The sequence below is a fragment of the Achromobacter ruhlandii genome (assembly GCF_902859695.1).
GTDB classification, from domain to species: domain Bacteria; phylum Pseudomonadota; class Gammaproteobacteria; order Burkholderiales; family Burkholderiaceae_B; genus Achromobacter; species Achromobacter ruhlandii.
Window position 1 is genome coordinate 270,177 of record NZ_CADIJL010000004.1, and the last position, 25,318, is coordinate 295,494.

Sequence of the window (25,318 nt, forward strand, 5' to 3'; positions counted from 1 at the left end):
CTTGTGAGCCCCACCGTCCACCAGGCTTTCCTGGACACCGCGGCCCGGCATGGCGCCCGGCCCTTCCTGTGCATCCTGCCGGAAACCGCCGACATCTACGGCATCGGCGCCGGCGAGCTGACCTACGCCCAGGCGGCCGCCGCCATCGAGACGCTGCGCGCGGCCTACGCCCGCGCCGGCTACGGCCACGGCCACCGCGCCGGCCTGCTGCTGGAAAACCGGCCGGCCTTCTTCCTGCACTGGTTCGCGCTGAACGCGCTGGGCGTGTCGGTGGTGCCGATCAACCCCGACCTGCGCGCGGCCGAACTGGAGTACCTGACGGGCCATTCCGAGATCGCGCTGGCGGTGGCACTGCCCGAGCGCCACGCCGACCTGCTGGCCGCCGCCGAGCGCGCCGGCCGGCCGCTGCGCGTGATGGGGCCGGACGCCGCCCCGCCCGCCGCGCCCTTCCCCGCGCCGCTGGCGGGCGCGCCCGACGAACTGACCGAATGCGCGCTGCTGTACACGTCCGGCACGACCGGCCGTCCCAAGGGCTGCATCCTGCCGAACCGCTATTTCCTGCACGCGGGCGGCTGGTACGCCCGCATCGGCGGCCTGGCCGCGCTGCGCCCCGGCGAGGAACGCATGCTGACGCCGCTGCCGCTGGTGCACATGAACGCCATGGCCTATTCCGCCATGGCCATGGTGCTGACCGGCGGCTGCCTGATTCCGCTGGACCGCTTCCATCCCAAGACCTGGTGGGACAGCGTGCGCGAATCCGCCGCCACCGTGCTGCACTACCTGGGCGTGATGCCGGCGTTCCTGATGAAGGCCGAGCCGTCGGCGCGGGACAGGCAACCAGCCATCCGATTCGGTTTCGGCGCGGGCGTCGACCGCAAGCTGCACCAGCCCTTCGAGGAACGCTTCGGTTTTCCGCTGCTGGAAGCCTGGGCCATGACCGAAACGGGCGCCGGGGCCGTCATCATCGCCAACCAGGAGCCGCGCCACATCGGCAGCAGCTGCTTCGGCCGCGAAGAGGATGACGTGCTGGTGCGCATCGTCGCCGATCACGGCGGCGAGGCCGCCGCCGGCGAGCCGGGCGAGCTGCTGGTGCGCCATGCCGGCGATGACCCGCGCTACGGCTTCTTCGCCGGCTACCTGAAGGACGCCGAGGCCACTTCGCAGGCCTGGGAGGACGGCTGGTTCCACACCGGCGACATCGTGCGCCGCGAGGCCGACGGCGCGCTGCGCTTCGTCGACCGCAAGAAGAACGTGATCCGCCGCAGCGGCGAGAACATCTCCGCCGTGGAAGTCGAAAGCGTGCTGCTGCAGCATCCGCTGGTCAAGGCCGTGGCGGTGGCCGCCGTGCCCGACCCGGTGCGCGGCGACGAGGTGCTGGCCTGCGTGGTGGCGGAAACCGCGCCCGCCGACGCCGCCGCCCGCGCCGACGCGGCCCGCGACATCGTGCAGTGGAGCCTGCAACAACTGGCCTATTACAAGGCGCCCGGCTACGTCGCCTTCGTCGACAGCCTGCCGCTCACCACCACCAACAAGATCCAGCGCGGCGAAATGAAGGCGCTGGCGCCGACCCTGCCGGGCACGGCCAGCTGCGTCGACACCACCGCCATGAAGAAGCGCCAGGAGCCGGCCCGATGAGCCCGCCGCGCGCCCGCTACGACGGCGTGGTGGCGGCCCTGCCCGTCAGCATTCCGTATGAGCGCTATTCCACCCATGCCGCGCATTGGTGGCTCGGCCGCGCGCTGGGCGCGCTGATCCGCCAGGCCGGCATCGCCAAGACCGACGTCGACGGCCTGTGCGTGTCCAGCTTCACGCTGGCGCCGGACACCGCCGTGGGCCTGACGCAGCACCTGGGCATGAGCCCGCGCTGGCTCGATCACATCCCCATGGGCGGCGCCAGCGGCGTGGCCGCGCTGCGCCGCGCCGCGCGCGCGGTGCAGGCGGGCGACGCCGGCATCGTCGCCTGCATCGCGGGCGATACCAACCAGGTCGACTCGTTCCGCAACACCGTCAGCCAGTTCTCGCGCTTCGCCCAGGACGCGGTCTACCCCTATGGCGCCGGCGGCCCCAACGCCAGCTTCGCGCTGCTGACCGCGCACTACATGCGCGGCACCGGCGCCACCCGCGAGGACTTCGGCAAGGTCTGCGTGGCGCAGCGCGACAACGCGCTGCGCTATCCGCACGCGCTGATGAAGAAGCCGCTGACGCTCAAGCAATACCTGGACGCGCGCGTCATCACCGACCCGATCCACCTGTTCGACTGCGTCATGCCCTGCGCTGGCGCCGACGGCTTCCTGGTGATGAGCGAAGACCGGGCGCGGGCGCTGAACCTGCCCTACGCCCGCATCCTGTCCACCATCGAGCGCCACAACGCCTGGATCGAGGACCCGATCCAGACCCGCGGCGGCTGGACCATGGACATCGACGAACTCTATGGCATGGCGGACGCGGCCCCGGCCGACATGGACTTCCTGCAGGCCTACGACGACTACCCCGTCATCAACCTGATGCAGATGGAAGACCTGGGCTTCTGCGCCAAGGGCGAGGCGCCGCAATTCGTGCGCGCCAACACCTTCACCGTCGACGGCAGCTTCCCCTTCAACACCAACGGCGGGCAGTTGTCGGTGGGCCAGGCCGGCGCCGCCGGCGGCTATCTCGGCATGGTCGAGGCGCTGCGCCAGCTGACCGGCACGGCCGGCGGCACGCAGGTGGCCAACGCGCGCCTGGGCCTGGTCAGCGGCTTCGGCATGATCAACTACGACCGCGGGCTGTGCACCGCCGCGGCCATCCTGGCCAGGAGGGACGCATGACCGAGCCGCTAGCCAAGCCGCCGCGCAAGAATCCCGTGGCGCGCACGCGCCAGCCGACCCTGCCGCCGGGCGCCCGCAGCCGCGCCGCCCTGGGCCTGACGGCCGCGGCCGCCGAAGGCCGCTTCGAGCTGCAGACGTGCGCCGATTGCGGCGCGGTGCAGTACCCGCCGCGCGAAGTCTGCGGCCATTGCCTGTCGGAGCGCCTGCCGTGGCGGCCGGTGGATCCCAACGGCCTGCTGCTGGTCAGCACCACCCTGCACCACAGCAACGATCTCTATTTCCGTGAACGCCTGCCGTGGCGCGTGGGCACCGTGCGCATGGACGCCGGCCCGTCAGTTGTCGCGCACGTGCACCAGGATTGCGCCGACGGCGCGCGCGTGCGGCTGGCGCTCAAGCTCGACCGCGGCGGCCAGGCCGTGATGATCGCCCTGCCCGAAAGGAATACGCCCCATATGGAAGACGACAAGACCCTGCGCGAGTCCTCGTGCGATCCGAAATTCCGCCGGGCGCTGGTCACCGACGGCAAGTCGGCGGTGGGCCAGGCGGTGGCGCGCGCCCTGCTCGACGCCGGCTGCCCGACCGTGTTCCTGGGCGATCCGCAGGCCTGGCGCCGCGACGCCGGCTTCGACGCGCTGGCGGCCGATCCACGGGTGCAGGCGCTGGCGCTGGACGTGACCGACAGCGACTCGGTCGAACGCGCCGCCGCATCGATCGGCGGCAAGGTCGAGATCCTGGTCAACACCGCCGACCTGGAACGCGAAGGCGGCCTGCTCGGCCGCAAGGACGTCAACACCGCGCGCGACGCCCTGGACGTCAATGTGCTGGGCCTGATGCGGCTGGCGCAGGGTTTCGGGCCAGCGCTATGCGGCCGCGCCGCCGACGGCGTCAACAACGCCACGGCCTGGGTCAACGTGCTGTCGATCTACGCCCACGTCAACCTGCCGGCGCGCGGCATGTGGTCGGCCTCCAAGGCCGCCGCGCTGTCGCTGGCGCAATGCCTGCGCGCCGAAATGCGGCCGGCCGGCGTGCGCGTGGTGAACGTGTTCCCCGGCCCGGTCGACCACGAATGGGAGCAGCGCACGCCGCCCCCGCGCGTGGCGCCCACGGCCATCGCGAGCGCCATCGTGCGCGCGCTGAAGGATGGCGTCGAGGACGTGTACGTCGGCGACGTGGCACAGGAATTCCGCGCGCGGCTGGCGGAGAACCCCAAGGGACTGGAACGGGAACTGGGCGCCTGACGCCCCGACACGAAAACCAAAGGAGCAACAGATGAGCCAACCCATACTTGCCCAATTCATGACCGAACTGGTGTCGGGCCGCATCCGCCTGGTGGACCTGACCGAGACGCTGACGCCCGAATTCCCCACCATCGTGCTGCCGCCGGAATTCGGCCAGGCCTGGCCGTTCCGCATCGAGGAAATCTCGCGCTATGACGAGCGCGGCCCGGCCTGGTACTGGAACAATTTCTCGTGCTCCGAGCACACCGGCACCCACTTCGATGCGCCGGTGCACTGGGTCACCGGCAAGGACCAGCCCGACAACACCGTCGACACCATCCCGGTCGAGGCCTTCATCGCCAGCGCCTGCGTCATCGACTGTTCGGCCGAGGCGCGCGACAACCCCGACTTCCTGCTGACCATCGACTTCGTCAAGAAGTGGGAGGAACAGCATGGCCGCATCCCGGCCCGTTCCTGGGTGCTGATGCGCACCGACTGGTCCAAGCGCGCCAAGCCGGCCGAATACCTGAACATGCAGGAAGACGGCGCGCATTCGCCCGGCCCCGACGCCGAGGTGGTGCCGTGGCTGATCAAGGAACGCGACGTGCACGGCTTCGGCACCGAATCGGTGGGCACCGACGCCGGTCAGGCCCATCACCTGAATCCGCCCTACCCCTGCCACTACTTCATGCACGGCAACAACCGCTACGGCCTGCAGTGCCTGACCAACCTGGACCAACTGCCGCCCACCGGCGCGGTGATTTTCTCGGCGCCGCTCAAGATCCGCAGCGGCTCGGGCAGCCCGCTGCGGGTGCTGGCGCTGGCGCCGCGCGCCTGAGCGGCCGTCAAGAACAACAGAACACAGGGGGATTCACCATGACGCAAACCAACGTTGCCATCGTCACCGGCGGCAGCGCCGGCATCGGCGCCGAAATCTGCCGCAGCATGCTCGACGCGGGCTACGAGGTGATCTCGATGGCGCGCCGCGCCGCCGACTTCAGCCATCCGCGCCTGCACAACGTGCAGGTCGACCTGCTGGACGCCGACGCCACGGCCCAGGCCGGCGCCGAGATCGCCGCGCGCTTTCCGGTCAGCCATGTCATCCACAACGCCGGCGTCATCTGGCCCAACCTGCTGCCGCAGGTGACCCAGGAGGAACTGCACGGTCTGACCCAGATCCACCTGGGCGCGGCCATCAGCCTGGTGCAGGCGGCCCTGCCCGGCATGCAGGAGCGCCATTTCGGCCGCATCGTCATGATGTCCTCGCGCGGCGCGCTGGGCCTGCCCACCCGCACCGCTTATTCCGCCACCAAGGCCGGCATGGTGGGCATGGCGCGCACCTGGTCGCTGGAACTGGCCCCCTTTGGCATCACCGTCAACGTGGTGGCGCCCGGCCCGATCCAGACCGACATGTTCTACGAAGTGATCGAACCCGGCAGCGAACGCGAAAAGCAGCTGGCCAACGGCATCCCGGTCAAGCGCCTGGGACGCTCGGACGACGTGGCGCGGGCGGTGATGTTCTTCGCCGACCCGGCCAACAGCTTCGTCACCGGCCAGACGCTGTTCGTCTGCGGCGGCGCCAGCGTCAGTTCCATCACCATCTGACCGGCGTCCCACGCATCCGCTTCGGGTTTTGACGGATAGGTAAGCACGCAGACCGCGTCTACAGTGCAGTGCCAGAAAGTTGAAGCCAAAAGCAATTTTCGCGGTATCCGTTTTCTCCGTTTTCCAGCCGCACCCACTCTGCCCCCTATCCGGAGGTTTTGCCATGCTGTCGAAGAAACTCCCCCTGGCCGCCGCCGTGCTGGCCACGCTGGTCTCCCTGCCCGTCCTGGCCCAGGTCAAGGTCGGCGTGGTCACCTCGTCCACCGGCCCCACCGCGCTGGTCGGCATTCCGCAAAAGAACACCGTGCCGCTGCTGCCCAAGAAGATCGGCGACCTGACCGTGGAATACATCTCGCTGGACGACGCCAGCGATTCCACCAACTCGGTCACGGCCTTCAAGAAGCTCATCACCGAACAGAACGTGGACGCCCTGATCGGGCCGTCGGGCTCGCCCAACGCCATGGGCGTGATCCAGTTCGCCGCCGAGGCCGGCGTGCCGATGCTGGCGCCGGTGGGCACCGCCGCCGTGGTGCTGCCGATGAACGAGCAGAAGAAGTGGGTCTTCAAGACCACCCAGAACGACGACATCATCGCCCGCGCGCTGGTCGACCACATGGCCAAGACCGGCATCAAGACGGTCGGCTTCATCGGCCTGAACGATCCCTATGGCGAGAACTGGTACAAGGTGTTCTCCGGCCTGGCGGCCGAGAAGGGCATCAAGATCACCGCCAACGAACGCTACCTGCGCTTTGACAGCTCGGTCACCGGCCAGGCCCTGAAGATCCTGGCGGCCAAGCCCGACGCCGTGCTGGTGGCCGCTCCCGGCGCCGCCAGCGTGCTGCCGCAGACGACGCTGTTCGACCAGGGCTACAAGGGCAAGTTCTACCAGACCCACGGCGCCGCGCTGCCCGACTTCCTCAAGCTCGGCGGCAAGAAGGTCGAAGGCACCGTGCTGGCCGCCAGCCTGATGCTGGTGCTGCCGGAAATGCCCGACAGCAACCCGTCCAAGAAGGTCGCCAGCGACTACATCGCCGCCTACGAAAAACTCAACGGTTCCAAGCCCGCCACCTTCGGCGCCAACGTCTACGACGCCGGCCTGCTGCTGGAAAAGGCCATCCCGCTGGCGGAGAAAGCCGGCAAGCCGGGCACCAAGGAGTTCCGCAGCGCGCTGCGCGACGCGCTGGAGCAGACCCGCGAACTGGTCGGCACCCAGGGCGTCTACAACATGAGCGCCGCCGACCACAGCGGCTTCGACGACCGCGGCCGCGAACTCATCACCGTCAAGGACGGCAACTGGACGCTAGTCAAGTAACCCCCCCCTTGAACGCTGCCCCATCGAGATGCCGCGGAGCCGGCTTTGCCGGTCCGCAGGCATGCCCCCCGGGGGGAGGCGCGCAGCGCTTCGGGGGGATAAATCCGCTGCAGTGTTTTTCCGTTTTATCCGGAAGTACCGATGAATGCTCAGATCGCCCTGATACTCGGGCAGGATGGCATCACCAATGGCGCCATCTACGCGCTGCTGGCCTTGTCCATCCTGCTGGTCTTTACCGTTACCCGCGTGCTGTTCATCCCCCAGGGCGAGTTCGTCGCCTTCGGCGCGCTCACCATGGCCGCGCTGCAGGCCGGCAAGCCGGTGCTGCTGGTGTGGCTGCTGCTGGCGTTCGCGCTGGCCGAAGCCGTGGCCGACCTGATGGCGCGCGCCAGGCGGCCGGGACGCCGCGCGCCGCTGTGGCGCATCATCGCCAAGGTGGTATATCCCCTGCTGCTGGCCGCGCTGTTCTACCGCCTGCCGCTGGCGCAGCTGCCGATGGCCGTGCAGGCGCTGCTGACGCTGCTGCTGGTGGTGCCGATGGGCCCGCAGCTGTACCGCCTGTTCTACCAGCCGATCGCCTCGGCCTCGACGCTGGTGCTGCTGATCGTGTCGATCGCGGTGCACCTGGCGCTGGTCGGCCTGGGCCTGCTGGCCTTCGGCGCCGAAGGCGCGCGCACCGCGCCGTTCAGCGACGCCAGCCTGGCGCTGGGTCCGGTCAACGTCAACAGCCAGGCGCTGTGGGTGGTGGCGGTGTCGGCGCTGCTGATCGTGGTGCTGTACCAGTTCTTCGAGCGCTCGATGTACGGCAAGGCCTTGCGCGCGGCCGCCTTCAACCGGCTCGGCGCGCGCCTGATGGGCATTTCACCGGTGTTCGCCGGCAAGGCCACATTTTTCCTGGCGGCGCTGATCGGCACCGTCTCGGGCATCCTGATCGCGCCCATCACCACCATGTATTTCGATTCCGGCTTCATGGTCAGCCTGAAGGGCTTCGTCGGCGCCATCATCGGCGGCCTGGTGAGCTACCCGCTGGCCGCCGCCGGCGCCGTGCTGGTCGGCCTGATCGAGGCCTTCTCCTCGTTCTGGGCCAGCGCCTACAAGGAGATCATCGTCTTCACGCTGATCATCCCCGTGCTGCTCTGGCGTTCCCTGAAAAGCCACCACGTCGAGGAAGAAGAAGAATGACCCCGCGCCACCTCGTCCTCGTGTTCCTGGCGCTGCTGGCGGCCGCGCCGCTGGCGTTGCCGCCGTTCTACGTCACGCTGCTGAACTACATCGGCCTGTACGCCATGGTGGCGCTGGGGCTGGTGCTGCTGACCGGCGTCGGCGGCCTGACCAGCTTCGGCCAGGCGGCCTTCGTCGGCGTCGGCGCCTACACCACCGCGCTGCTCACCACCCGCGCCGACGCCCTGCCCGCCTGGCTGGCGTGGCTCGGCGCCTCGCCCTGGCTGACGCTGCTGGCCGGCCTGTTGCTGACGCTGGTGGTGGCCTACCTGCTGGGCGCCATCACGCTCAAGCTGTCCGGCCACTTCCTGCCGCTGGGCACCATCGCCTGGGGCCTGTCGCTGTACTTCGCCTTCGGCTCGGTCGAGGGCCTGGGCGGCCACACCGGCATCCCCGACGTGCCGGCCATCCACCTGTTCGGCTGGGCGCTGACGCAGGGCGATGAGATCTACTACCTGATCTGGGCCTTCCTGCTGGTGGCCATGTGGTCGACCAGCAACCTGCTCGACTCGCGCGAGGGCCGCGCCATCCGCGCCCTCAAGGGCGGCCGTGTCATGGCCGAATCGATGGGCGTGGACACGGCCCGCTCGCGCATGGTGATCTTCATCATCGCCGCGCTGCAGGCCTGCGCCTCGGGCTGGCTGTACGCGCACATGCAGCGCTTCGTCAATCCGAACCCGTTCGGCCTGCAGATGGGCATCGAGTACCTGTTCATGACCGTCATCGGCGGCGCCGGCCAGGTGTGGGGCGCGCTGGTCGGGGCGGGCGTGTTCACGGTGCTCAAGCAATGGCTGCAGGACTGGCTGCCCAAGCTGCTGGGCCAGACCGGCAACTTCGAGGTGATCGTGTTCGGCTTCGGCATGGTGCTGCTGCTGCACCGCTTCCGCGGCGGCCTGTGGCCGGTGCTGGCGCGCTGCGTGCCGGTGCGCAGGCGCCAGCGGCAGATCGACAGCCAGGCCGAGCCGCTGCCGCGCAAGCCGATGCCGCCGCGCGGCGAGGTGGTGCTGAAGGCGGTCGACGTGACCCGCAAGTTCGGCGGCCTGGTCGCCAACAACGCCATGAACCTGGAGATCCGCGCCGGCGAGATCCTGGCGCTGATCGGCCCCAACGGCGCCGGCAAGAGCACCATGTTCAACCAGATCTCGGGCGTGGACACGCCCACCTCCGGCCAGGTCACGCTACTGGGCCAGCAGGTGGCCGGCGCCGGCGCGCGCCGCATCGCCCGCCTGGGCCTGTCGCGCACCTTCCAGCACGTGCGCCTGCTGGGCCGCATGAGCGTGCTGGAGAACGTCGCCATCGGCGCTCACCTGCGCGGCCATCGCGGCGTGCTGCCGGCCGCCTGGCGCCTGGACCGCGCCGAGGAGGCCCGCCTGCTGGCCGAGGCGGCGCGCCAGGTCGAGCGCGTCGGCCTGGGCAAACACCTGCACGACGAGGCCGGCTCGCTGGCGCTGGGGCAGCAGCGCATCCTGGAGATCGCGCGGGCGCTGGCGTCGGATCCCTGCATCCTGCTGCTGGACGAACCAGCCGCCGGCCTGCGCTACCAGGAAAAAGGCGAACTGGCCGAGCTGCTGAAGAAGCTGCGCGCCGAAGGCATGGCGATCCTGCTGGTCGAGCACGACATGGATTTCGTGATGGGCCTGGTCGATCGCGTGGTGGTGATGGACTTCGGCGAGAAGATCGCCGAGGGCCTGCCGGCGGAAATCCAGCACAACCCCGCGGTGCTGGAAGCCTATCTGGGCGGAGTGGAATGATGAGCGCGAAACTGCTGGAAGTGCGCGACCTGCGCGTGGCCTACGACAAGGTCGAGGCCGTCTCGGGCGTCAGCCTGTCGGTGGACGAGGGCAAGATCGTCACCGTCATCGGCCCCAACGGCGCCGGCAAGACCACCCTGCTGTCGGCCATCATGGGCGTGCTGCCCTCGCGCGGCGAGATCGTGTTCGGCGGCAAGCGCCAGGAGCACGCCGAGATCGAGGAAATGGTGGCGGCCGGCATGAACCTGGTGCCGGAGAAACGCGAGCTGTTCGCCGAGATGTCGGTGGAGGACAACCTGATGCTGGGCGCCTTCGACCGCTTCCGCCGCGGCCTGCGCGACCAGGACCAGACGCTGGCCGAGGTCTACGACCTGTTCCCGCGCCTGCGCGAACGCCGCGCGCAGTTGTCGGGCACGCTGTCCGGCGGCGAACGCCAGATGCTGGCGGTGGGCCGCGCGCTGATGGCCAAGCCGCGCCTGCTGATGCTGGACGAACCCAGCCTGGGCCTGGCGCCGCGCATCGTGCGCGAAGTGTTCCGCATCGTCGAGCAGTTGCGCGGCATGGGCGTGTCGATCCTGCTGATCGAACAGAACGCGCGCGCCGCGCTGCAGGTGGCCGATTACGCCTATGTGCTGGAAACCGGCGCCGTCACCCTGGAGGGTCCGGCCGCGCAGGTGGCGGAGGATCCGCGCGTGGTCGAAGTCTATCTGGGATTGGGCCACGCCGCGCCGGCCTCGGCGTAGCGAACGCCGCGGGCCGCCGCGGCTCAGGCCACGCCGCGGCGCCGGTCGCGGCGGTACAGCGCGTACCCGAGCGGCCACATCACGCCGACCATCAGGCGCGCCCACGGGTTCGTCAGGCGGTAGGCCTGCACCGCCGTCGGCACGCCGGAATGCTTCAGGTGCAGGCGAAAGCGGGTGTAGCGCGCGGCGGCCATGACGAATTCACGCGGCCGGAAGCGGAAGAATTCCAGGTGATGCTGCAGCATGTCCCAGGCCAGCAGGTACAGGCCCTGGGCGTTGTTGCCCACCGATACCGCGCCCTGGCTCAGGCCGCCCGGGGTGTCGTGGTAGGTGCGCACCACCTGATTGATGAAGCGGCTGAGGTAGCCGGCCCGGGCGATCGCCCACCACACCAGGCTCTCGGGGACGAAGCCGGCCACGTCCTCGGGAAAGGGAAACTTGCGCAGGATGTCCGTGCGCATACAGCCGAACTTCTCGCCCTTGATGCGATAGCGGAAATACACGTCGACCGCGGTGCTGTCGAACACGTCCTGGGGATAGCGGTCGCCCACGATGCTGCCGTCGGGACGCGCGCAAAGACCGGTCACGGCCACGTACGAATCGCGGCGGGCCGGCGGAATCGCCTCCCAGGCGGCCTTGAAGGTGGCCAGCGATTCGGGCGGCATTTCGTCATCGCTGTCCAGGGCGACGATCAGCTCGCCGCGCGCCTCGCGCACGCCGCGGTTGAAGGCGGTTTTCTTATGCTGGTTGTTCTGCCAGAAATAGCGGATGGGAAAATCGGCGCGCTGCTGCCAGTCGAGCACGGCCTCGTGCGTGTTGTCGGTGGAGCCATCGTCCACGATCACCCACTCGAAGTCCCGGAACGTCTGGCGGGAAAGCGATTCATACACCCGATGCAGCGTGCCCGCCCGGTTGTAGGTGGGCGTCAGAACGGTGAAGAACGTCGGCGTGTCGGTCATGCGAACTGGGCCCCTTTGCGATTTCCGGATAACCGCTGCGGTCTTGGTCTGTGTTGTTTTCGCCTGAAGTGTAGGGGATATGCCCGCGCCAACTGATGCCATGGCATGCAAATTTGCAATCAAATCTGACAATCCATGGATTTCCAGACTTATCCTAGGCGGCGGTCCTGGTCATTGGGTGACTGGCCGGAGTGGCGTAAACTCGGGCGGCCCAAACCGGAATGCCTATGGAAGCTTCGACCGTCCAGCTCAATGACATCGCCTTGTTCGTAGAGGTTGCCAAGCGCAAGAGCTTCAGCCTGGCCGCCCGGGCCCTGAACATGCCCACCTCGACGCTGTCACGCCGTATCAACGAGCTGGAACGGGCGATCGGGCTGCGCCTGATCAACCGCAACACCCGGCGCCTGGACCTGACCGAGGCCGGCGCGGCCTACATGAGCCGCTGCCAGGGCCTGATCGACGAGGCGCGCCTGGCGCACGAACAGCTGCAGGCGCTGTCGGGCGGCCCGTCGGGCAATCTGCGGGTGTCGATGCCCTACAGCCTGGCGATCTGGCTGCTGCCGGAGACGATCAACGATTTCACGGATCGCTATCCGGAGGTGGAATGCGAGTTCGACCTGAGCATGATGACGGCGTCGGACGCCCAGGGCACGCCGTTCGACATCGTGCTGCGATTCGGCCGCAACAGCGACTATCCGGTTGCCAGCATCGACAATGGCAACGGCAATGGCGGCGCGCCGGTGCCGCGCAGCGATGGCGCGGTGGTGCAGGAGCTGGTGTCGCTGGACAACTATCTTTATGCCTCGGACCGCTATCTGGAACGCTTCGGCGAACCGAAGACGCCGTCGGACCTGACGCGGCACCAATGCCTGCGCACGACGATCGATGACGCGCATTCGCATTGGACGCTGCACAATGGGCGGGTGAGCGAGCAGGTGCCGGTGAGCGGGCATCTGGCGGCGAACAACATGAGTATCGCGGGGACGCTGGCGGGGCTGGACCTGGCGATCACGCGGATGCCGCATTGCCAAGCGCTGGATCCGATCATCAAGCGCAATTCGTTGCGAAGGGTGTTGCCAGGCTGGTCGGTGGATCCGATTTCGATCTACGTGGTGTATCCGTCGAGTATTCAGCCGGCCAAGACGCGGGCGTTCATGGATTTCATTCGGCCTAAGTTGGGGCCGGCTGAGTAGTCTTTGTTTTTGGGCGATGCGGGGTTCTTGAGCCGCGCGTGGCGGGATCGGCGGGGATGGCGGGGCTACGATTGCGGTCCGGAGCCTTCGCTCCGGACTGCCCCTTCCTCATCTTCGTCCAGGCCTTCGGCCTTCCCTTCAGATTCCGTCGGGCGCATCTACACGCCCCGCCATCCCCGCCGATCCCGCCACGCGCTCACGATGAGACTTAGCCTCGGGCGTTGGGGCGTTCGGCTTGCTTGGCGTGCTGGCGACTATCAGGAGTGGAGCGGAGGATCTTGCGGGGTCCGCCTCAAACCGGCCGCGCGGGCGGCCTTTTGAGGCTTACGCGGTGTCTTGCGTCGGGATGATGGCGCTCTCGCGTGTGCGAAGGGGCCAATCAGCTGGCCTGTCGATGCATGTCCTGCACACGGAGCGGACCGAAAGGGGGCTTACCAAGCCAAATGCGTCCCTATTTTTTGACGCTCCCGGCTCTCCAGGCAAGCCCCCCAAATTGGCGCCCTCGCCACTTTCAGGCTAGAATGCCGAGTTACCCAATTTCCCCGCCAGCCCAGTTTCCGGTTGTGCGGCCGGGTCGAAGACACCCGCAAGCCAAGCTTGAAGGCGGCTTCGCCCCGCTAATTCGATTTCCGCAAATTCAACAGGAGAATCAACATGGCTGAACGCAAACGCGTGCGTCGCAACACCCTGGAACGCCGTTGCTTGGGCAAGGCCTTCAAGCGCTTGTTCGTCAAGTCGCCCAAGGGTGTGTTCAAGATGCTGGAAAAGATCAAGCGCGTCTAAATGACCCGCCCGCCGCGCCAGGTTCCTGGCATGCGGCCCGATCAAAAAAATCCCCGCTGGTGCGAACCGGCGGGGATTTTTGTTTGGGCGGCGGGGCACGCCAGCGCTAGACAAACGGCCCGGAGAGGCTGTCGGGAGGGCGACCCGCGCGTTGCCGGCAGGTCATTGTCGACGGGTCGCCCATGGCGCCGGCGGTGGGTGCCGGCCCCACTCGTTGGCGCCCCCCCTTCAGCCCCAGGCCTCAACCCCGCAGCTTCGCCAGCACCTGCTCGGCGCGGGGCAACGGGTCGACCGCGCCATAGCCCAGCGTCGACAGCGCCGCCGCCACGTTGGCATAGCGCACCGCGTCGGCCCAGTCGTCGCCCTGGCAGCGGCGCGCCAGCAGGCTGCCGGCGAAGCAGTCGCCGGCGCCGGTGGCGTCGACCGCGTCCACGCGCAGGGCCGCGACCGGGGTGCGGGTCTTGCCGTCGTCGATGATGGAGCCGTCCTTGCCCAGCTTCAGCACCACCACGCCGGTGGCGCCGGCGTCGCGGATCCAGTCGAGCGTGCGTTCGGGGTCGTCGTTGCCGGTCAGGTGCTGCATGTCGTCCATGCTCGGCAGGAACAGGTCGGCGTGGCACAGCGCTTCGCGCAGCACGGCGCGGGCGCGGTCCAGCGGCCACAGGCGCAGCCGCAGGTTCGAGTCCAGGCTGACCTGCACGCCGGCCGCGCGGGCGCGGGCGATGGCGGCGAAGACCGTGTCGCAGGCGCTGGTGCTGATCGCCAGGCTGATGCCGGAGACGTGCAGGAAGCGGGCGCGTTCGATCAGGCCGCCGTCGAGGCTGGCGGGCGTCATCAGGCTGGCGGCCGAGCCGCGGCGCAGGTAACTGAAGGCGTGGCCGTCGGGGCCGTGCTGCACGAAGTACAGGCCGGTGTGCGCAGCGGCATCGACCTCGACGCCCGAGGTGTCCACACCCTCGTCGCGCCACAAGGCCAGGAACTGCGCGCCGAAGGCGTCATCGCCGACGCGCGTCAGGTAGGCGCAGCGCGCGCCCTGGCGGGCGGCGGCGATGACGGCGTTGGAGGTGTCGCCGCCAAAGCCTTGCAGGTATTGGCGCTGGTCCTGGCTGGTCTGGTTCAGTTCGACCAGCGGTTCGCCTAGCGCGACGATATCGAAATCAGCCATGGGCGGCCTCGCGGGTGCGGGTGATCTGCGCCACCAGGGCGGCCGTGTCGCGCGCGGCGAAGGCGGCCTTGTCATAGAGGTTGCTGCCGATGCCGACCAGGCCCGCGCCGGCGGCGAAATACGCGGCCATGTTCTCGGCGGTGACGCCGCCGGTGGGGCAGAACACCGTGTCCGGATACACCGAATTGAGCGCCGCCAGATGCTTGGGGCCGCCGGTGTCGGCCGGGAACACCTTGACTACATCGACGCCAGCGCGGCGCGCGGCCAGCACCTCGGTGGGCGTGAAGGCGCCCAGCAGGCAGAGGGCGTCGGCGGCATGCGCCAGGTCGACGATTTCGGTGGCCAGTGCCGGCGACACCAGGAAGTCGGCGCCGGCCACCAGGGCCTCGCGCGCCTGGGTTTCATCCAGCACCGTGCCCACGCCCAGCAGCAGCGCGGGGCCGTGCTTGTCGCGCAGCGCGCGCACCAGGTCGGTCACGCCCGGAATGGTCCAGGTCAGTTCCAGCGTGGTGCAGCCGGCGGCCACGGCCACCTCGGCGGCGTAGGCCGCGGTGGCGGCATCCTGGTAGCGCAGCACGGGCACGACCCGGGCGGCGAGCAAGGCGTCGAGTTTCGAGGCACGGGGAGCAGCGGTCATGGCATTCCTTTCGGGATGGATCGTTCAGGCGCCGCCGGATGGCAGCACGGCGAGTTTGGCGGCGGCCGCATCGCGCAGCCGCAGCAGGGGTTCGATATAGGCCGATTGCGGATCGTCGCTGCGCCGGAACATCAGCGTGCTGACGCTGACGCATGCGACCGGCCGGCCGCCGGCATCGCGCAGCGCCACGCCGTAGCAGACGATGCCGGGCTCGTTTTCCTCGTTGTCCAGCGCATAGCCGCGCGCCGCCGTCTCGGCCAGCGCCGCGCGCAGCGCGGGCAGGCTCGCCACGGTGCCGGGCATGCGCGATTCCAGCGGCAGGTCGCGCAGCAGGTGTTCGCGCGCCGGCTCGCCCAGCGCGGCCAGGTAGGCCTTGCCGACCGCGCTCGAATGCAGCGCCACCGCCGCGCCCACGCGCGAGGCCATGCGCACCGGGCCGGGGCTTTCAAGCTTGTCGATATAGATCATTTCGGCGCCGGCCGGCACCGCCAGGTGCACGGTCTCGCCGGTGGCGTCGCGCAGCGCCTGCAGGTCGGCCGCCAGCGCGGCGCGCAGGTCGAACTGCGACCAGGCGCGGCTGGCCAGGGCCAGGAGGCGCGGTCCGAGGCGATAGGCGCCGTCGGCTTCGGCCACCATGCCCTGCTCGGCCAGCGCCGCCACGATGCGGTAGACGGTCGGCCGCGGATAGCCGCTGCTGCGCGCCAGCGCCGCCGCCGTGGGCGGCCGGGGCGCGTCGGCCACCGCCTGCAACACCGTCATGAACTTGGCGAACGCGGCCGCGCCCGCCACCTTGGATTCCGACACAACCGCCCCCACCTCGGGTAGATGCGCTGCGTTAACAACGCGCCGGCGGAAAGCACTCGGCAAACCGCGCTAATTTCAGACGAATCTGCGATACTGTTTATTTGTACAGCTTCGTCGCGCATGCTTGACCACATTGTGGACACATGCCTCACGATATAGGCAATTATTCCATATCGCCGCGCCCGGAACCAGCCATTGGCCGTCGTCCGGAGCCGCCCCCTCCCTCAGGCTACGATACCGTCCATGAGCTCCCAAATCCGCATCGTTGGCGCCCGCCAGAACAATCTCAAGAACCTGGACCTGACCATCGCCACCGGCGAACTGGTGGTCGTGACCGGCGTGTCGGGGTCCGGCAAGAGTTCGCTGGCCTTCGACACCCTCTACGCCGAGGGCCAGCGCCGCTACGTGGAAACCTTCTCGCCCTACGCGCGCCAGTTCCTGGACCGCATGGACAAGCCGCAGGTGGACCGCATCGAGGGCATCCTGCCGGCCATCGCCATCGACCAGACCAATCCGGTGCGCAGTTCGCGCAGCACGGTCGGCACGATGACCGAACTCAATGACCACATCAAGCTGCTGTTCGCGCGCGGCGCGCGCCTGCACTGCCGTGGCTGTGGCAAGGTGGTGCAGCGTGACACCCCCGAATCGATCTACCGCTCGCTGGCCGAGCGCTCGGCCGCGGCCGGCGATCCGCGCCTGGTGGTGACCTTCCCCATCGCCGTGCCGGCCAACTTCACCGAAGACGAAGTGCGCGGCTTCCTCGAGCAGCAGGGCTACACCCGCGTGCACGCCGAGGAAACCGCCGTGCCGAATGCCACCGCGCCGGCCAAGGGCGCCAAGAAGGAAAAGGGCAAGGCCAAGGCCGCCACCGAGGAACGCCGCATCCTGCACGTGATCCAGGATCGCTTCCGCTTCGCCGGCACCGAACGCGAACGCGTAATGGAAGCACTGGATACGGCATTGCGCATGGGCGCCGGCCACCTGGCCGTGTACGTCATGGACGCCGAGGGCGCCGACGCGCACACCTGGAAGTACAGCGACCGCCTGCACTGCGCCGACTGCAACATCGAATACACCGACCCGCTGCCCAGCAGCTTCTCGTTCAACTCGCCGCTGGGCGCCTGCGAGGCCTGCCGCGGCTTCGGCCGCGTGATCGGCATCGACTTCGGCCTGGTCATCCCGGACGAGAACAAGACCCTGCTGGAAGGCGCCATCAAGCCCTGGACCACGCCCTCGTACAAGGAATGCCAGGACGATCTGCAGAAGTACGCGCCGCGCGCCGGCATCCCGCTGGGCGTGCCGTGGAAGAGCATGAGCGAGGAGCACAAGCGCTGGGTGCTGTACGGCACGCCCGACTGGAAGGGCGGCAATGACGCCTGGAAGCACCAGTGGTACGGCGTGCAGCGTTTCTTCGATTGGCTCGAGACCAAGTCGTACAAGATGCACGTGCGCGTGCTGCTGTCCAAGTACCGCAGCTACACGCCCTGCCCCACCTGCAACGGCGCGCGCCTCAAGCCCGATGCGCTGCTGTGGCGCCTGGGCACCAAGGCCGAGGCCGACAGCGTGCTGCCGCCGGAAGACGGCCGCTACAAGCGCTTCATGCCGGTCGGCGCCAACTGGAGCCGCGCGCAGCTCGACAACCTGGACGGCCTGTCGATCCATGACGTCATGCTGCTGCCGATCGAACGGGTTCGCGCGTTCTTCGACCAGCTGTCGTTCGAAGGCGCGCTGGACGCCGCCACCGACCTGCTCATGACGGAGGTGCGCGCGCGCCTGAAGTTCCTGTGCGACGTCGGCCTGGGCTACCTGACGCTGGACCGCCAGAGCCGCACGCTGTCCGGCGGCGAAGTGCAGCGCATCAATCTGACCACGGCGCTCGGCACCTCGCTGGTGAACACGCTGTTCGTGCTGGACGAGCCGTCCATCGGCCTGCACCCGCGCGACATGCACCGCGTGGTCGAAGTCATGCACCGGCTGCGCAACGCCGGCAACACGCTGGTGGTGGTGGAGCACGACCCGCAGGTCATGGTGGCCGCCGACCGCATCATCGACATCGGCCCCGGCCCCGGCGAACGCGGCGGCCAGATCGTGTTCGACGGCACGCCGGCGCAGCTGCGCGCGGCCCGCACGCTGACCGGCGACTATCTCGGCGGACGCCAGCGCGTCGAAGCGCCGCGCCCCATGCCGGTGGCGGCCAACACGCCGCGCCTGCTGCTCGAAGGCGTCAGCGCCCACAACCTCAAGAATGTCTCGGTCGAACTGCCGCTGGGCCGCCTGGTGTGCGTGACCGGCGTGTCCGGCTCGGGCAAGTCGACGCTGGTGCAGGACGTGCTGTTCCCCGCCCTGCTCAAGCAGAAGGGCAAGCCGTCGGAAGCGCCGGGCGCCTTCGAGCGCCTGCTGGGCGCCGAGCAGATCGCCGACGTCGTCATGGTCGACCAGACCCCCATCGGCAAGACCGCGCGTTCCAACCCGGCCAGCTATGTGGGCGCGTTCGACGCGATCCGCAAGCTGTTCGCGCAGGCGCCGCTGGCGCGGGAACGCGCCTACACCGCCGGCACCTTCAGCTTCAACGGCGGCGACGGCCGTTGCCCGACCTGCGGCGGCACCGGCTTCGAGCACGTCGAGATGCAGTTCCTGTCCGACGTTTACCTGCGCTGCCCCGATTGCGACGGCAAGCGCTTCCGCCCGGAAGTGCTGGAAGTGCGCGTCGAGCACCTGGGCAAGAGCGCCTCGATCGACGAGGTGCTGGAAATGACCGTGAGCGAGGCGCTGGAGTTCTTCAAGGGCCTGCGCGACGTGCAGACGGGTCTGGCGCCGCTGGCCGACGTCGGCCTGGAATACGTGCGGCTGGGCCAGCCGGTGCCGACGCTGTCGGGCGGCGAGGCGCAGCGCCTGAAGCTGGCCGGCCACCTGGCCGAAGCCGCGCGCAGCGGCATCTCCACCGCCAAGGTCGCCAAGAAGGGCAGCCTGTTCCTGTTCGACGAACCCACCACCGGCCTGCACTTCGATGACGTCGCGCGCCTGATGCGCGCCTTCCGCAAGCTGCTGGCCGCGGGCCACACGCTGCTGGTCATCGAACACAACCTGGACGTGATCCGCGCGGCCGACTGGCTGATCGACCTGGGCCCCGAAGGCGGCGACGCCGGCGGCCTGGTGATCGGCGTCGGCACGCCGCAGGACCTGATGGCCAACCCCGCCTCGCACACCGGCGCGGCGCTGCGCGACTACGAGGTCAGCATCCTGCCGGCCGACGTGGTGGTCAGCAGCGACATCGACGCGCAGGAAGCCGAGCAGGCCGGCCTGACGGCCCGCATCGCCGAGCCGACCGCCGCCTATGGCGCCGGCGAAGGCACGCCGCTGCAATCGGTCATGCGCAAGCGCCGCCAGGACAACATGGCGATCGAGATCCGCAATGCGCGCGAGCACAATCTGAAGAACGTCAGCGTCGAGATCCCGCGCGACAAGTTCACCGTGATCACCGGCGTGTCCGGCTCGGGCAAGTCGACCCTGGCCTTCGACATCCTGTTCAACGAAGGCCAGCGCCGCTATCTCGAATCGCTCAACGCCTACGCCCGCGCCATCGTGCAGCCGGCCGGCAAGCCGGATGTGGACGCCATCTTCGGCATCCCGCCGACCGTGGCCATCGAACAGCGCACCAGCCGCGGCGGCCGCAAGTCGACCGTGGCCACGATGACCGAGATCCACCACTTCCTGCGGCTGCTGTACGTGAAGCTGGGCACGCAATACTGCCCGGACTGCAACGTCGCGGTGGAGCCGCAGAACACCGACCAGATCGTGGCGCGCCTGCTGCGCGAGCGCAAGGGCGAGCACATCGGCCTGCTGGCGCCGCTGGTCACCGCGCGCAAGGGCTACTACACCGACCTGGCCAAGTGGGCCGGCTCCAAGGGCCACACGCACCTGCGGGTCGACGGCGAATTCATCCCGGTGGCGCCGTGGCCGCGCCTGGACCGCTACAAGGAACACACCATCGAACTGCCGGTGGCCGACGTGGTGGTCGACCCGGCCAACGAGGCTGACCTGCGCGCCGCGGTCAAGAGCGCGCTGGAAAACGGCCAGGGCGTGATGTCGGTGGTGTGGCCGGTGGACAAGCTGCACGAGGCGCTGAACAGCGAACTGCAGCAGCAGCATTTCTCGGTCAAGCGCGCCTGCCCCTCGTGCGGCACCAGCTTCCCCGAGCCCGACCCGCGCCTGTTCTCGTACAACTCCAAGCATGGCTGGTGCACCGGCTGCTTCGGCACCGGCCTGCAACTGCAGGGCTTCGACGAAGAGCAGACCGGCGAGGAGACCGCCTGGAACGCCTGGTACGAAGGCGAGGCCAAGGTCTGCACACAGTGCGACGGCCAGCGCCTGAACCGGGTCGCGCGCGCCGTGCGCTGGCGTGACAAGTCGATCGCCGAGCTGGCCTCGCTGCCGGTGTCGGACGCGCACACCTTCTTCACCGGGTTGGTGGCGCGCGGCCGCGAAGGCGAGATCGCCCGCGACATCCTCACCGAGATCCGCGGACGCCTGAACTTCATGCAGGAAGTCGGCCTGAACTACCTGGCGCTGGACCGCGCCGCGCCCACCCTGTCGGGCGGCGAGGCGCAGCGCATCCGGCTGGCGGCGCAGCTGGGTTCGAACCTGCAGGGCGTCTGCTACGTGCTGGACGAGCCCACCATCGGCCTGCACCCGCGCGACAACCGCATCCTGCTGGACGCGCTGGCGCGCCTGGAAGGCAACGGCAACACGCTGGTGGTGGTCGAGCATGACGACGACACCATCCGCCGCGCCTCGCACATCATCGACATCGGCCCCGGCGCCGGCATCCGCGGCGGCCGCGTGGTGGCGCAGGGCAGCGCGCAGGACCTGATCGACGCGCCCGAATCCGTCACCGGCCGCTACCTGGCCAAGCCCTTGCAGCACCCGCTGCAGGGCCGCCGCCCGGTCGAGGCCGACACCCCCATGATCGAGATCAAGGGCGCGCGCCTGCACAACCTGCGCAGCGTCGACGCCAAGATCCCGGTCGGCCGCCTGAGCGTGGTCACTGGCGTGTCCGGTTCCGGCAAATCGACCCTGGCGCGCGAAGTGCTGCTGGACAACCTGATGCAGGCCGTCTCGCAGGGCAAGGCGCCCGGCTGGGCCGGCTGCGAAAGCATCAAGGGCTGGGAAGCGATCGACCGCGTGCTGGAAGTGGACCAGACCCCGATCGGCAAGACGCCGCGCTCGTGCCCGGCCACCTACGTCGGTTTCTGGGACGACGTGCGCAAGCAGTTCGCCGACACGCGCGAAGCGCGCATGCGCGGCTGGACCTCGGCGCGCTTCTCGTTCAATACCGGCGACGGCCGCTGCCCGATCTGCGAAGGCCAGGGCATGCGCACCATCGAAATGAACTTCCTGCCCGACGTCAAGGTGCCGTGCGACGCCTGCAACGGCGCGCGCTTCAACAGCGACACGCTGAGCGTGCAGATGCGCGGCAAGAACGCCGGCGAACTGCTGGCCATGGAAGTCGATGACGCGATCGAATACTTCGCCGCGCATCCCAAGATCCATCGCCCGCTGCAGCTGATGCAGGACGTCGGCCTGGGCTACCTGACGCTGGGCCAGCCGTCGCCGACGCTGTCCGGCGGCGAGGCGCAGCGCATCAAGCTGGTGACCGAGCTGTCCAAGGCCCGCCTGACCGACGGCCTGATCAAGACCGGCCGCGCCTCGCGCATCCCGCACACGTTGTACGTGCTGGACGAGCCGACCGTGGGCCTGTCGATGGCCGACGTGGAAAAGCTGATCCACGTGCTGCACCGCCTGGTGGAAGCCGGCAACACGGTGGTGGTGATCGAGCATAATCTCGACGTCATCGCCGAGGCCGACTGGCTGCTGGACCTGGGCCCCGAGGGCGGCACCGGCGGCGGCAAGCTGGTGGCGCAGGGGTCGCCGGAACACGTCATGACCTTGCGCGACCACTCCCACACGGGCCGGGTGCTGACGGAGTTTCTGGCACAACAATAAAGAGCGTCATGCATTGTCGTTTTGAAGACCGGCTGGCCGGCCGCGCCCTGCGGCTGGACGGCTTCCTGGCCCGCATCGAGGCGCGCGCGGCGGCCGAGGTCGGCCCCGCGCTGGCCGCCATCGACGCGGCACGCCGGCGCGGACATTGGGTCGCGCTGCTGCTGGACTACGAACTGGGCGAATGGCTGCTGCCCGAAGCCACCCGGCCCGCGCCCGCCGGTCCCTGGACGCCGCCGCGCGACGACGGCCGGGCGCGCCTGACGGCCCTGGTATTCGAACGCAAGATCGACGAAGCCCCGTGGGACGCGCCAGCGGCCGACAGCCCCCCGGCCGCCCTCAGCATTCCCGCGCCGCGCATGACCGAGGCCGGCTACACGCGCCAGATCGAGGCCATCCGCGCGCTGATCGGCGCCGGCGAGCTGTACCAGGTCAACTACACCCAGCCGCTCGACGTGCAATACCAGGGCGACGCGGCCACGCTGTATCGCCGCATCGCCGCGCGCAATCCGGTGGCGCACGGCGCCTATATCGAGGACGGCGCGCGCACGGTGCTGTCGTTCTCGCCAGAGCTGTTCGTGACCCGCCGCGGCGCGCGACTGACCACCCGGCCGATGAAGGGCACCGCGCCGCGCCACCCCGATCCGGCCGAGGACCAGCGCCTGGGCCAGGCGCTGCTGGTCAGCGACAAGAACCGCGCCGAGAACCTGATGATCGTCGACCTGCTGCGCAACGACCTGGGCCGGCTGGCCGAGCCCGGCTCGGTCAAGGTCGAGGCGCTGTTCTCGCTGGAACGCTATCCCACGGTCTGGACTATGACCTCGACCGTGTCGGCGCAGGCGCCGCACGCCACGCTCGAGGACGTGCTGCGCGCGCTGTTCCCGTGCGGCTCCATCACCGGCGCGCCCAAGGTCGCCGCCATGCGCCGCATCCGGCAAATGGAGGCCGCGCCGCGCGGCCTGTATTGCGGCAGCATCGGCTGGCTGGCGCCGGACGGCGACTTCTCGCTCAACGTCGCGATCCGCACGCTGGTGCTGGACGCGGCCGGCCATGGCGTCTACAGCGTCGGCGGCGGCATCGTGCACGACTCCGATCCGGCCGAGGAATGGCAGGAATGCCACTGGAAGGCCCGCATCCTGCGCGCCTGAGTGCGCAATCCGCGTCCGCGGGGTAGGATAGATCCCGGCCCCGCCCTCCTTCGCCCGCCGTTTACCAGGAGCCCGCATGCAACCCGAACTGATCGAGACCATCCTGGTCGATGCCGAGCGCCGCGTGCCCCTGCTGGCGCGCCACCTGCATCGCCTGGAGCATTCCTGCAAGGCGCTGGGCTACACCTGGGGCGGCAACGCGGTGCAAAGCGACATCATGATCGCTTCGCTCAGCCTGAACACCCCCGGCGCGCACCGCTTGCGCCTGTTGGTGGCGCGCGACGGCAGCCGCCACATCCAGACCGCCATGCTGCCACCGTTGCCGGCGGTGCAGGAAATCATGCTGGCGCCCGAGGCGCTGCGCTCGTCCGAGCCGCTGCTGCGCTACAAGACCACCTATCGGCCCTGGTACACCAAGACCATCGAGTGGCTGCCGGCCCATCCGCACATCTTCGACCTGGTCTACCTGAACGAACGCGGCGAGCTGTGCGAAGGCAGCCGCAGCAACGTCTACCTGCGCCTGGATGGCGACTGGTACACGCCGCCGGTCGACAGCGGCTGCCTGCCCGGCGTGCAGCGCGCCGAACTGCTGGACACCGGCAACGTCAGCGAACGCGTGCTGACCCTGGCCGACCTGCACGCGGCCGACGAAATCCGGCTGTCCAACGCCCTGCGCGGCTGGTTCACGGTCACCCTGCGCGAAACCTGATCCCGCCCGCCCCGGGACGACGCCGATGGCCGGACCGGCGGCCCTGCCACGCGATGACGCGCCACGCCGCCAGACCAGCGCCCGGGAGCCTGGCCGGCCGAACCGTCGCCGCGCGCCGCCCTAATCCGCGAACTGCTCCACCACCACCTGCCGCAGCCACTGGTTGGCCGCCTCGCGGTGATTGCGGGCGTGCCAGAACACGTTGATGACGGACTCGGGGATCTTCACCGGACAGGGCGCGGTGGCCAGGCCAAAAGGCTTGCAGGCGCAATCGGCGAAGCGCCGCGGCACCACCGCGATCATGTCGGTGGCCTGCAGCACCGGCCCCACCGCCATGAAGTGCGGCACCGTCAGCCGCAGGCGCCGGCGGATGCCGGCCTGCTCGATCACCTGGTCCACCACCCCGTGGCCGGTGCCCTCGGACACGATGGCGACATGCTCGGCGGCGCGGAACTGCCGCGCCGACACGCCGGTGCGCGCCAGCGGATGATCCTCGCGAAAGATGCACACATAGGGCTGGCGGAACAGCCGGCGCTGGAAGAAGCCGTGTTTCAGGCCCGGCAAAAAGCCCATCGCCAGGTCGATGCGGCCGCGCTCCATCTCGTCCTTCACATCGATCGAGGTGGTGCGCACGGTGCGGATGGTGACGCCGGGCGCGGCGTCGTCCAGCGCCCGCATCAGGCGCGGCAGGAAGTAGGTCTCGCCGACGTCGTTGACGCCGATGACGAAGGCGCGCTCGCTGCGCGCCGGATCGAAGCTGGCGCGCGCGTTGAGCGTGCCGTGCAGCGCCGCCAGCGCCTCGGCGATCGGCTGCGCCAGCGCCTCGGCATAGGGCGTGGGCACCATGCCGCGCGAGGTACGCAGGAACAGCTCGTCGCCCAGCAGCTTGCGCAGCCGCCCCAGCGCGTTGCTGACCCCCGGCTGCGAAATGCCCAGGTTCTGCGCCACCGCCGACACCCGGCCGTGCTTGCACAGCTCGTTGAACACGACCAGCAGGTTCAGGTCCATGTCTTGCAGGTTCATGCTTGTCTCCACCAATATTTATTTTGGTGATTGTTGTCATCATCCAGATTCTATTTATTTATTTCATACCCTGGCCGATGATGCAACAAACGCCTGCGCCCATGTCGCGCCGGCTCCGATGGATGAAGGAGACAACCATGCGCCATCCCCCCGTCACGCCCTGTAGGCGCGGCCGCCTCGCCGGAGGCCGCCGATGAACGCTCCCCTGGATACCGCGCCGGACGCGATCCCCGGCGCCCGC

20 protein-coding genes are annotated in these 25,318 nt (G+C 69.0%); 15 read left to right on the plus strand and 5 right to left on the minus strand.

Features of this window, described 5'->3' with window-relative positions; genetic code table 11:
• Nucleotides 1–3 precede the first annotated feature (3 nt).
• From HV742_RS07940 to HV742_RS07980, 9 genes are all read left to right on the plus strand, one after another.
• Nucleotides 4–1,635, plus strand: coding sequence for an AMP-binding protein (locus HV742_RS07940; RefSeq protein WP_175144766.1), 1,632 nt, complete (start codon nucleotides 4–6; stop codon nucleotides 1,633–1,635).
• Nucleotides 1,632–2,807, plus strand: a complete 1,176-nt coding sequence (locus HV742_RS07945) for a thiolase family protein (RefSeq protein ID WP_175144767.1) — start codon at nucleotides 1,632–1,634, stop codon at nucleotides 2,805–2,807. Before HV742_RS07940 ends, HV742_RS07945 begins: the two co-directional genes overlap by 4 nt.
• Nucleotides 2,804–4,045: an SDR family NAD(P)-dependent oxidoreductase gene (locus tag HV742_RS07950; protein WP_175144768.1), complete on the plus strand. Its 1,242-nt coding sequence runs from the start codon at nucleotides 2,804–2,806 to the stop codon at nucleotides 4,043–4,045. Before HV742_RS07945 ends, HV742_RS07950 begins: the two co-directional genes overlap by 4 nt.
• A gap of 31 nt (nucleotides 4,046–4,076) precedes the next feature.
• On the plus strand, nucleotides 4,077–4,862 hold the full coding sequence (locus tag HV742_RS07955) for a cyclase family protein (RefSeq protein WP_068951001.1): 786 nt from the start codon (nucleotides 4,077–4,079) through the stop codon (nucleotides 4,860–4,862).
• A 38-nt stretch (nucleotides 4,863–4,900) separates the two neighbouring features.
• Nucleotides 4,901–5,629: an SDR family NAD(P)-dependent oxidoreductase gene (locus HV742_RS07960; protein WP_026382659.1), complete on the plus strand. Its 729-nt coding sequence runs from the start codon at nucleotides 4,901–4,903 to the stop codon at nucleotides 5,627–5,629.
• A 163-nt stretch (nucleotides 5,630–5,792) separates the two neighbouring features.
• A complete protein-coding gene (locus HV742_RS07965; RefSeq protein ID WP_006388950.1) occupies nucleotides 5,793–6,941 on the plus strand; it encodes an ABC transporter substrate-binding protein in 1,149 nt (382 codons plus the stop codon).
• A 141-nt stretch (nucleotides 6,942–7,082) separates the two neighbouring features.
• The gene (locus tag HV742_RS07970) at nucleotides 7,083–8,123 is read left to right on the plus strand and encodes a branched-chain amino acid ABC transporter permease (RefSeq protein ID WP_054416489.1); all 1,041 of its coding nucleotides are present in this window, start codon (nucleotides 7,083–7,085) and stop codon (nucleotides 8,121–8,123) included.
• Complete coding sequence (locus tag HV742_RS07975) at nucleotides 8,120–9,913, plus strand: branched-chain amino acid ABC transporter ATP-binding protein/permease (protein WP_175144769.1); 1,794 nt, start codon at nucleotides 8,120–8,122, stop codon at nucleotides 9,911–9,913. The genes HV742_RS07970 and HV742_RS07975 overlap by 4 nt, the downstream gene beginning before the upstream one ends.
• Nucleotides 9,913–10,656 carry an ABC transporter ATP-binding protein gene (locus HV742_RS07980; RefSeq protein WP_049071591.1) on the plus strand — a complete coding sequence of 248 codons (744 nt, stop codon included), beginning with the start codon at nucleotides 9,913–9,915 and terminating at the stop codon, nucleotides 10,654–10,656. The genes HV742_RS07975 and HV742_RS07980 overlap by 1 nt, the downstream gene beginning before the upstream one ends.
• 23 nt (nucleotides 10,657–10,679) lie before the next feature.
• Here HV742_RS07980 and HV742_RS07985 read toward each other — a convergent pair whose 3' ends face one another.
• Nucleotides 10,680–11,615, minus strand: a complete 936-nt coding sequence (locus HV742_RS07985; RefSeq protein ID WP_049071590.1) for a glycosyltransferase family 2 protein — start codon at nucleotides 11,613–11,615, stop codon at nucleotides 10,680–10,682.
• Nucleotides 11,616–11,842: 227 nt separating this feature from the next.
• Between HV742_RS07985 and HV742_RS07990 the strand changes: the two genes are divergently transcribed.
• Nucleotides 11,843–12,808: a LysR family transcriptional regulator gene (locus HV742_RS07990; RefSeq protein WP_054416487.1), complete on the plus strand. Its 966-nt coding sequence runs from the start codon at nucleotides 11,843–11,845 to the stop codon at nucleotides 12,806–12,808.
• 654 nt (nucleotides 12,809–13,462) lie between these two features.
• Nucleotides 13,463–13,591 (plus strand): hypothetical protein, encoded by a 129-nt coding sequence (locus tag HV742_RS32445; RefSeq protein ID WP_006226408.1) that lies wholly within the window; start codon nucleotides 13,463–13,465, stop codon nucleotides 13,589–13,591.
• 241 nt (nucleotides 13,592–13,832) lie between these two features.
• On the opposite strand, the gene HV742_RS07995 is transcribed toward HV742_RS32445, so the two are convergent.
• Genes HV742_RS07995 through HV742_RS08005 form a run of 3 tightly spaced genes read right to left on the minus strand, consistent with a single transcriptional unit; the run spans nucleotide 13,833 to nucleotide 16,197 of the window.
• Nucleotides 13,833–14,756, minus strand: a complete 924-nt coding sequence (locus HV742_RS07995) for a sugar kinase (RefSeq protein WP_054416486.1) — start codon at nucleotides 14,754–14,756, stop codon at nucleotides 13,833–13,835.
• A complete protein-coding gene (locus HV742_RS08000) occupies nucleotides 14,749–15,393 on the minus strand; it encodes a bifunctional 4-hydroxy-2-oxoglutarate aldolase/2-dehydro-3-deoxy-phosphogluconate aldolase (protein WP_059269392.1) in 645 nt (214 codons plus the stop codon). Before HV742_RS08000 ends, HV742_RS07995 begins: the two co-directional genes overlap by 8 nt.
• A gap of 24 nt (nucleotides 15,394–15,417) precedes the next feature.
• Nucleotides 15,418–16,197, minus strand: a complete 780-nt coding sequence (locus HV742_RS08005) for an IclR family transcriptional regulator (RefSeq protein ID WP_068956164.1) — start codon at nucleotides 16,195–16,197, stop codon at nucleotides 15,418–15,420.
• Between the two features lie 243 nt (nucleotides 16,198–16,440).
• On the opposite strand from HV742_RS08005, the gene uvrA reads away from it, so the two are divergent.
• The 3 genes from uvrA to HV742_RS08020 all read left to right on the plus strand — a co-directional run bounded on the left by uvrA (nucleotide 16,441) and on the right by HV742_RS08020 (nucleotide 24,054).
• Complete coding sequence (gene uvrA, locus HV742_RS08010) at nucleotides 16,441–22,200, plus strand: excinuclease ABC subunit UvrA (protein WP_068980783.1); 5,760 nt, start codon at nucleotides 16,441–16,443, stop codon at nucleotides 22,198–22,200.
• A gap of 8 nt (nucleotides 22,201–22,208) precedes the next feature.
• On the plus strand, nucleotides 22,209–23,345 hold the full coding sequence (locus HV742_RS08015; RefSeq protein ID WP_175144770.1) for an aminodeoxychorismate synthase component I: 1,137 nt from the start codon (nucleotides 22,209–22,211) through the stop codon (nucleotides 23,343–23,345).
• Nucleotides 23,346–23,421: 76 nt separating this feature from the next.
• The gene (locus tag HV742_RS08020; RefSeq protein WP_049071583.1) at nucleotides 23,422–24,054 is read left to right on the plus strand and encodes an aminotransferase class IV family protein; all 633 of its coding nucleotides are present in this window, start codon (nucleotides 23,422–23,424) and stop codon (nucleotides 24,052–24,054) included.
• Between the two features lie 120 nt (nucleotides 24,055–24,174).
• On the opposite strand, the gene HV742_RS08025 is transcribed toward HV742_RS08020, so the two are convergent.
• Complete coding sequence (locus HV742_RS08025) at nucleotides 24,175–25,077, minus strand: LysR family transcriptional regulator (RefSeq protein ID WP_175144771.1); 903 nt, start codon at nucleotides 25,075–25,077, stop codon at nucleotides 24,175–24,177.
• Between HV742_RS08025 and HV742_RS08030 the strand changes: the two genes are divergently transcribed.
• The gene (locus HV742_RS08030; protein WP_169536627.1) at nucleotides 25,076–25,243 is read left to right on the plus strand and encodes a hypothetical protein; all 168 of its coding nucleotides are present in this window, start codon (nucleotides 25,076–25,078) and stop codon (nucleotides 25,241–25,243) included. The genes HV742_RS08025 and HV742_RS08030 overlap by 2 nt on opposite strands.
• Nucleotides 25,244–25,318: the final 75 nt, after the last annotated feature.

Bases quoted from the DNA above. Each gene is read 5' to 3' on its own strand.
- HV742_RS08030 (WP_169536627.1), top strand. From the start codon at position 25,076: ATGCTTGTCTCCACCAATATTTATTTTGGTGATTGTTGTCATCATCCA.
- HV742_RS07975 (WP_175144769.1), top strand. From the start codon at position 8,120: ATGACCCCGCGCCACCTCGTCCTCGTGTTCCTGGCGCTGCTGGCGGCC.
- HV742_RS07970 (WP_054416489.1), top strand. From the start codon at position 7,083: ATGAATGCTCAGATCGCCCTGATACTCGGGCAGGATGGCATCACCAAT.
- HV742_RS07990 (WP_054416487.1), top strand. From the start codon at position 11,843: ATGGAAGCTTCGACCGTCCAGCTCAATGACATCGCCTTGTTCGTAGAG.
- HV742_RS08015 (WP_175144770.1), top strand. From the start codon at position 22,209: ATGCATTGTCGTTTTGAAGACCGGCTGGCCGGCCGCGCCCTGCGGCTG.
- HV742_RS07950 (WP_175144768.1), top strand. From the start codon at position 2,804: ATGACCGAGCCGCTAGCCAAGCCGCCGCGCAAGAATCCCGTGGCGCGC.
- uvrA (WP_068980783.1), top strand. From the start codon at position 16,441: ATGAGCTCCCAAATCCGCATCGTTGGCGCCCGCCAGAACAATCTCAAG.
- HV742_RS07980 (WP_049071591.1), top strand. From the start codon at position 9,913: ATGAGCGCGAAACTGCTGGAAGTGCGCGACCTGCGCGTGGCCTACGAC.
- HV742_RS07945 (WP_175144767.1), top strand. From the start codon at position 1,632: ATGAGCCCGCCGCGCGCCCGCTACGACGGCGTGGTGGCGGCCCTGCCC.
- HV742_RS32445 (WP_006226408.1), top strand. From the start codon at position 13,463: ATGGCTGAACGCAAACGCGTGCGTCGCAACACCCTGGAACGCCGTTGC.
- HV742_RS07955 (WP_068951001.1), top strand. From the start codon at position 4,077: ATGAGCCAACCCATACTTGCCCAATTCATGACCGAACTGGTGTCGGGC.
- HV742_RS08025 (WP_175144771.1), bottom strand. From the start codon at position 25,077: ATGAACCTGCAAGACATGGACCTGAACCTGCTGGTCGTGTTCAACGAG.
- HV742_RS07965 (WP_006388950.1), top strand. From the start codon at position 5,793: ATGCTGTCGAAGAAACTCCCCCTGGCCGCCGCCGTGCTGGCCACGCTG.
- HV742_RS08000 (WP_059269392.1), bottom strand. From the start codon at position 15,393: ATGACCGCTGCTCCCCGTGCCTCGAAACTCGACGCCTTGCTCGCCGCC.
- HV742_RS08020 (WP_049071583.1), top strand. From the start codon at position 23,422: ATGCAACCCGAACTGATCGAGACCATCCTGGTCGATGCCGAGCGCCGC.
- HV742_RS07985 (WP_049071590.1), bottom strand. From the start codon at position 11,615: ATGACCGACACGCCGACGTTCTTCACCGTTCTGACGCCCACCTACAAC.
- HV742_RS07960 (WP_026382659.1), top strand. From the start codon at position 4,901: ATGACGCAAACCAACGTTGCCATCGTCACCGGCGGCAGCGCCGGCATC.
- HV742_RS07995 (WP_054416486.1), bottom strand. From the start codon at position 14,756: ATGGCTGATTTCGATATCGTCGCGCTAGGCGAACCGCTGGTCGAACTG.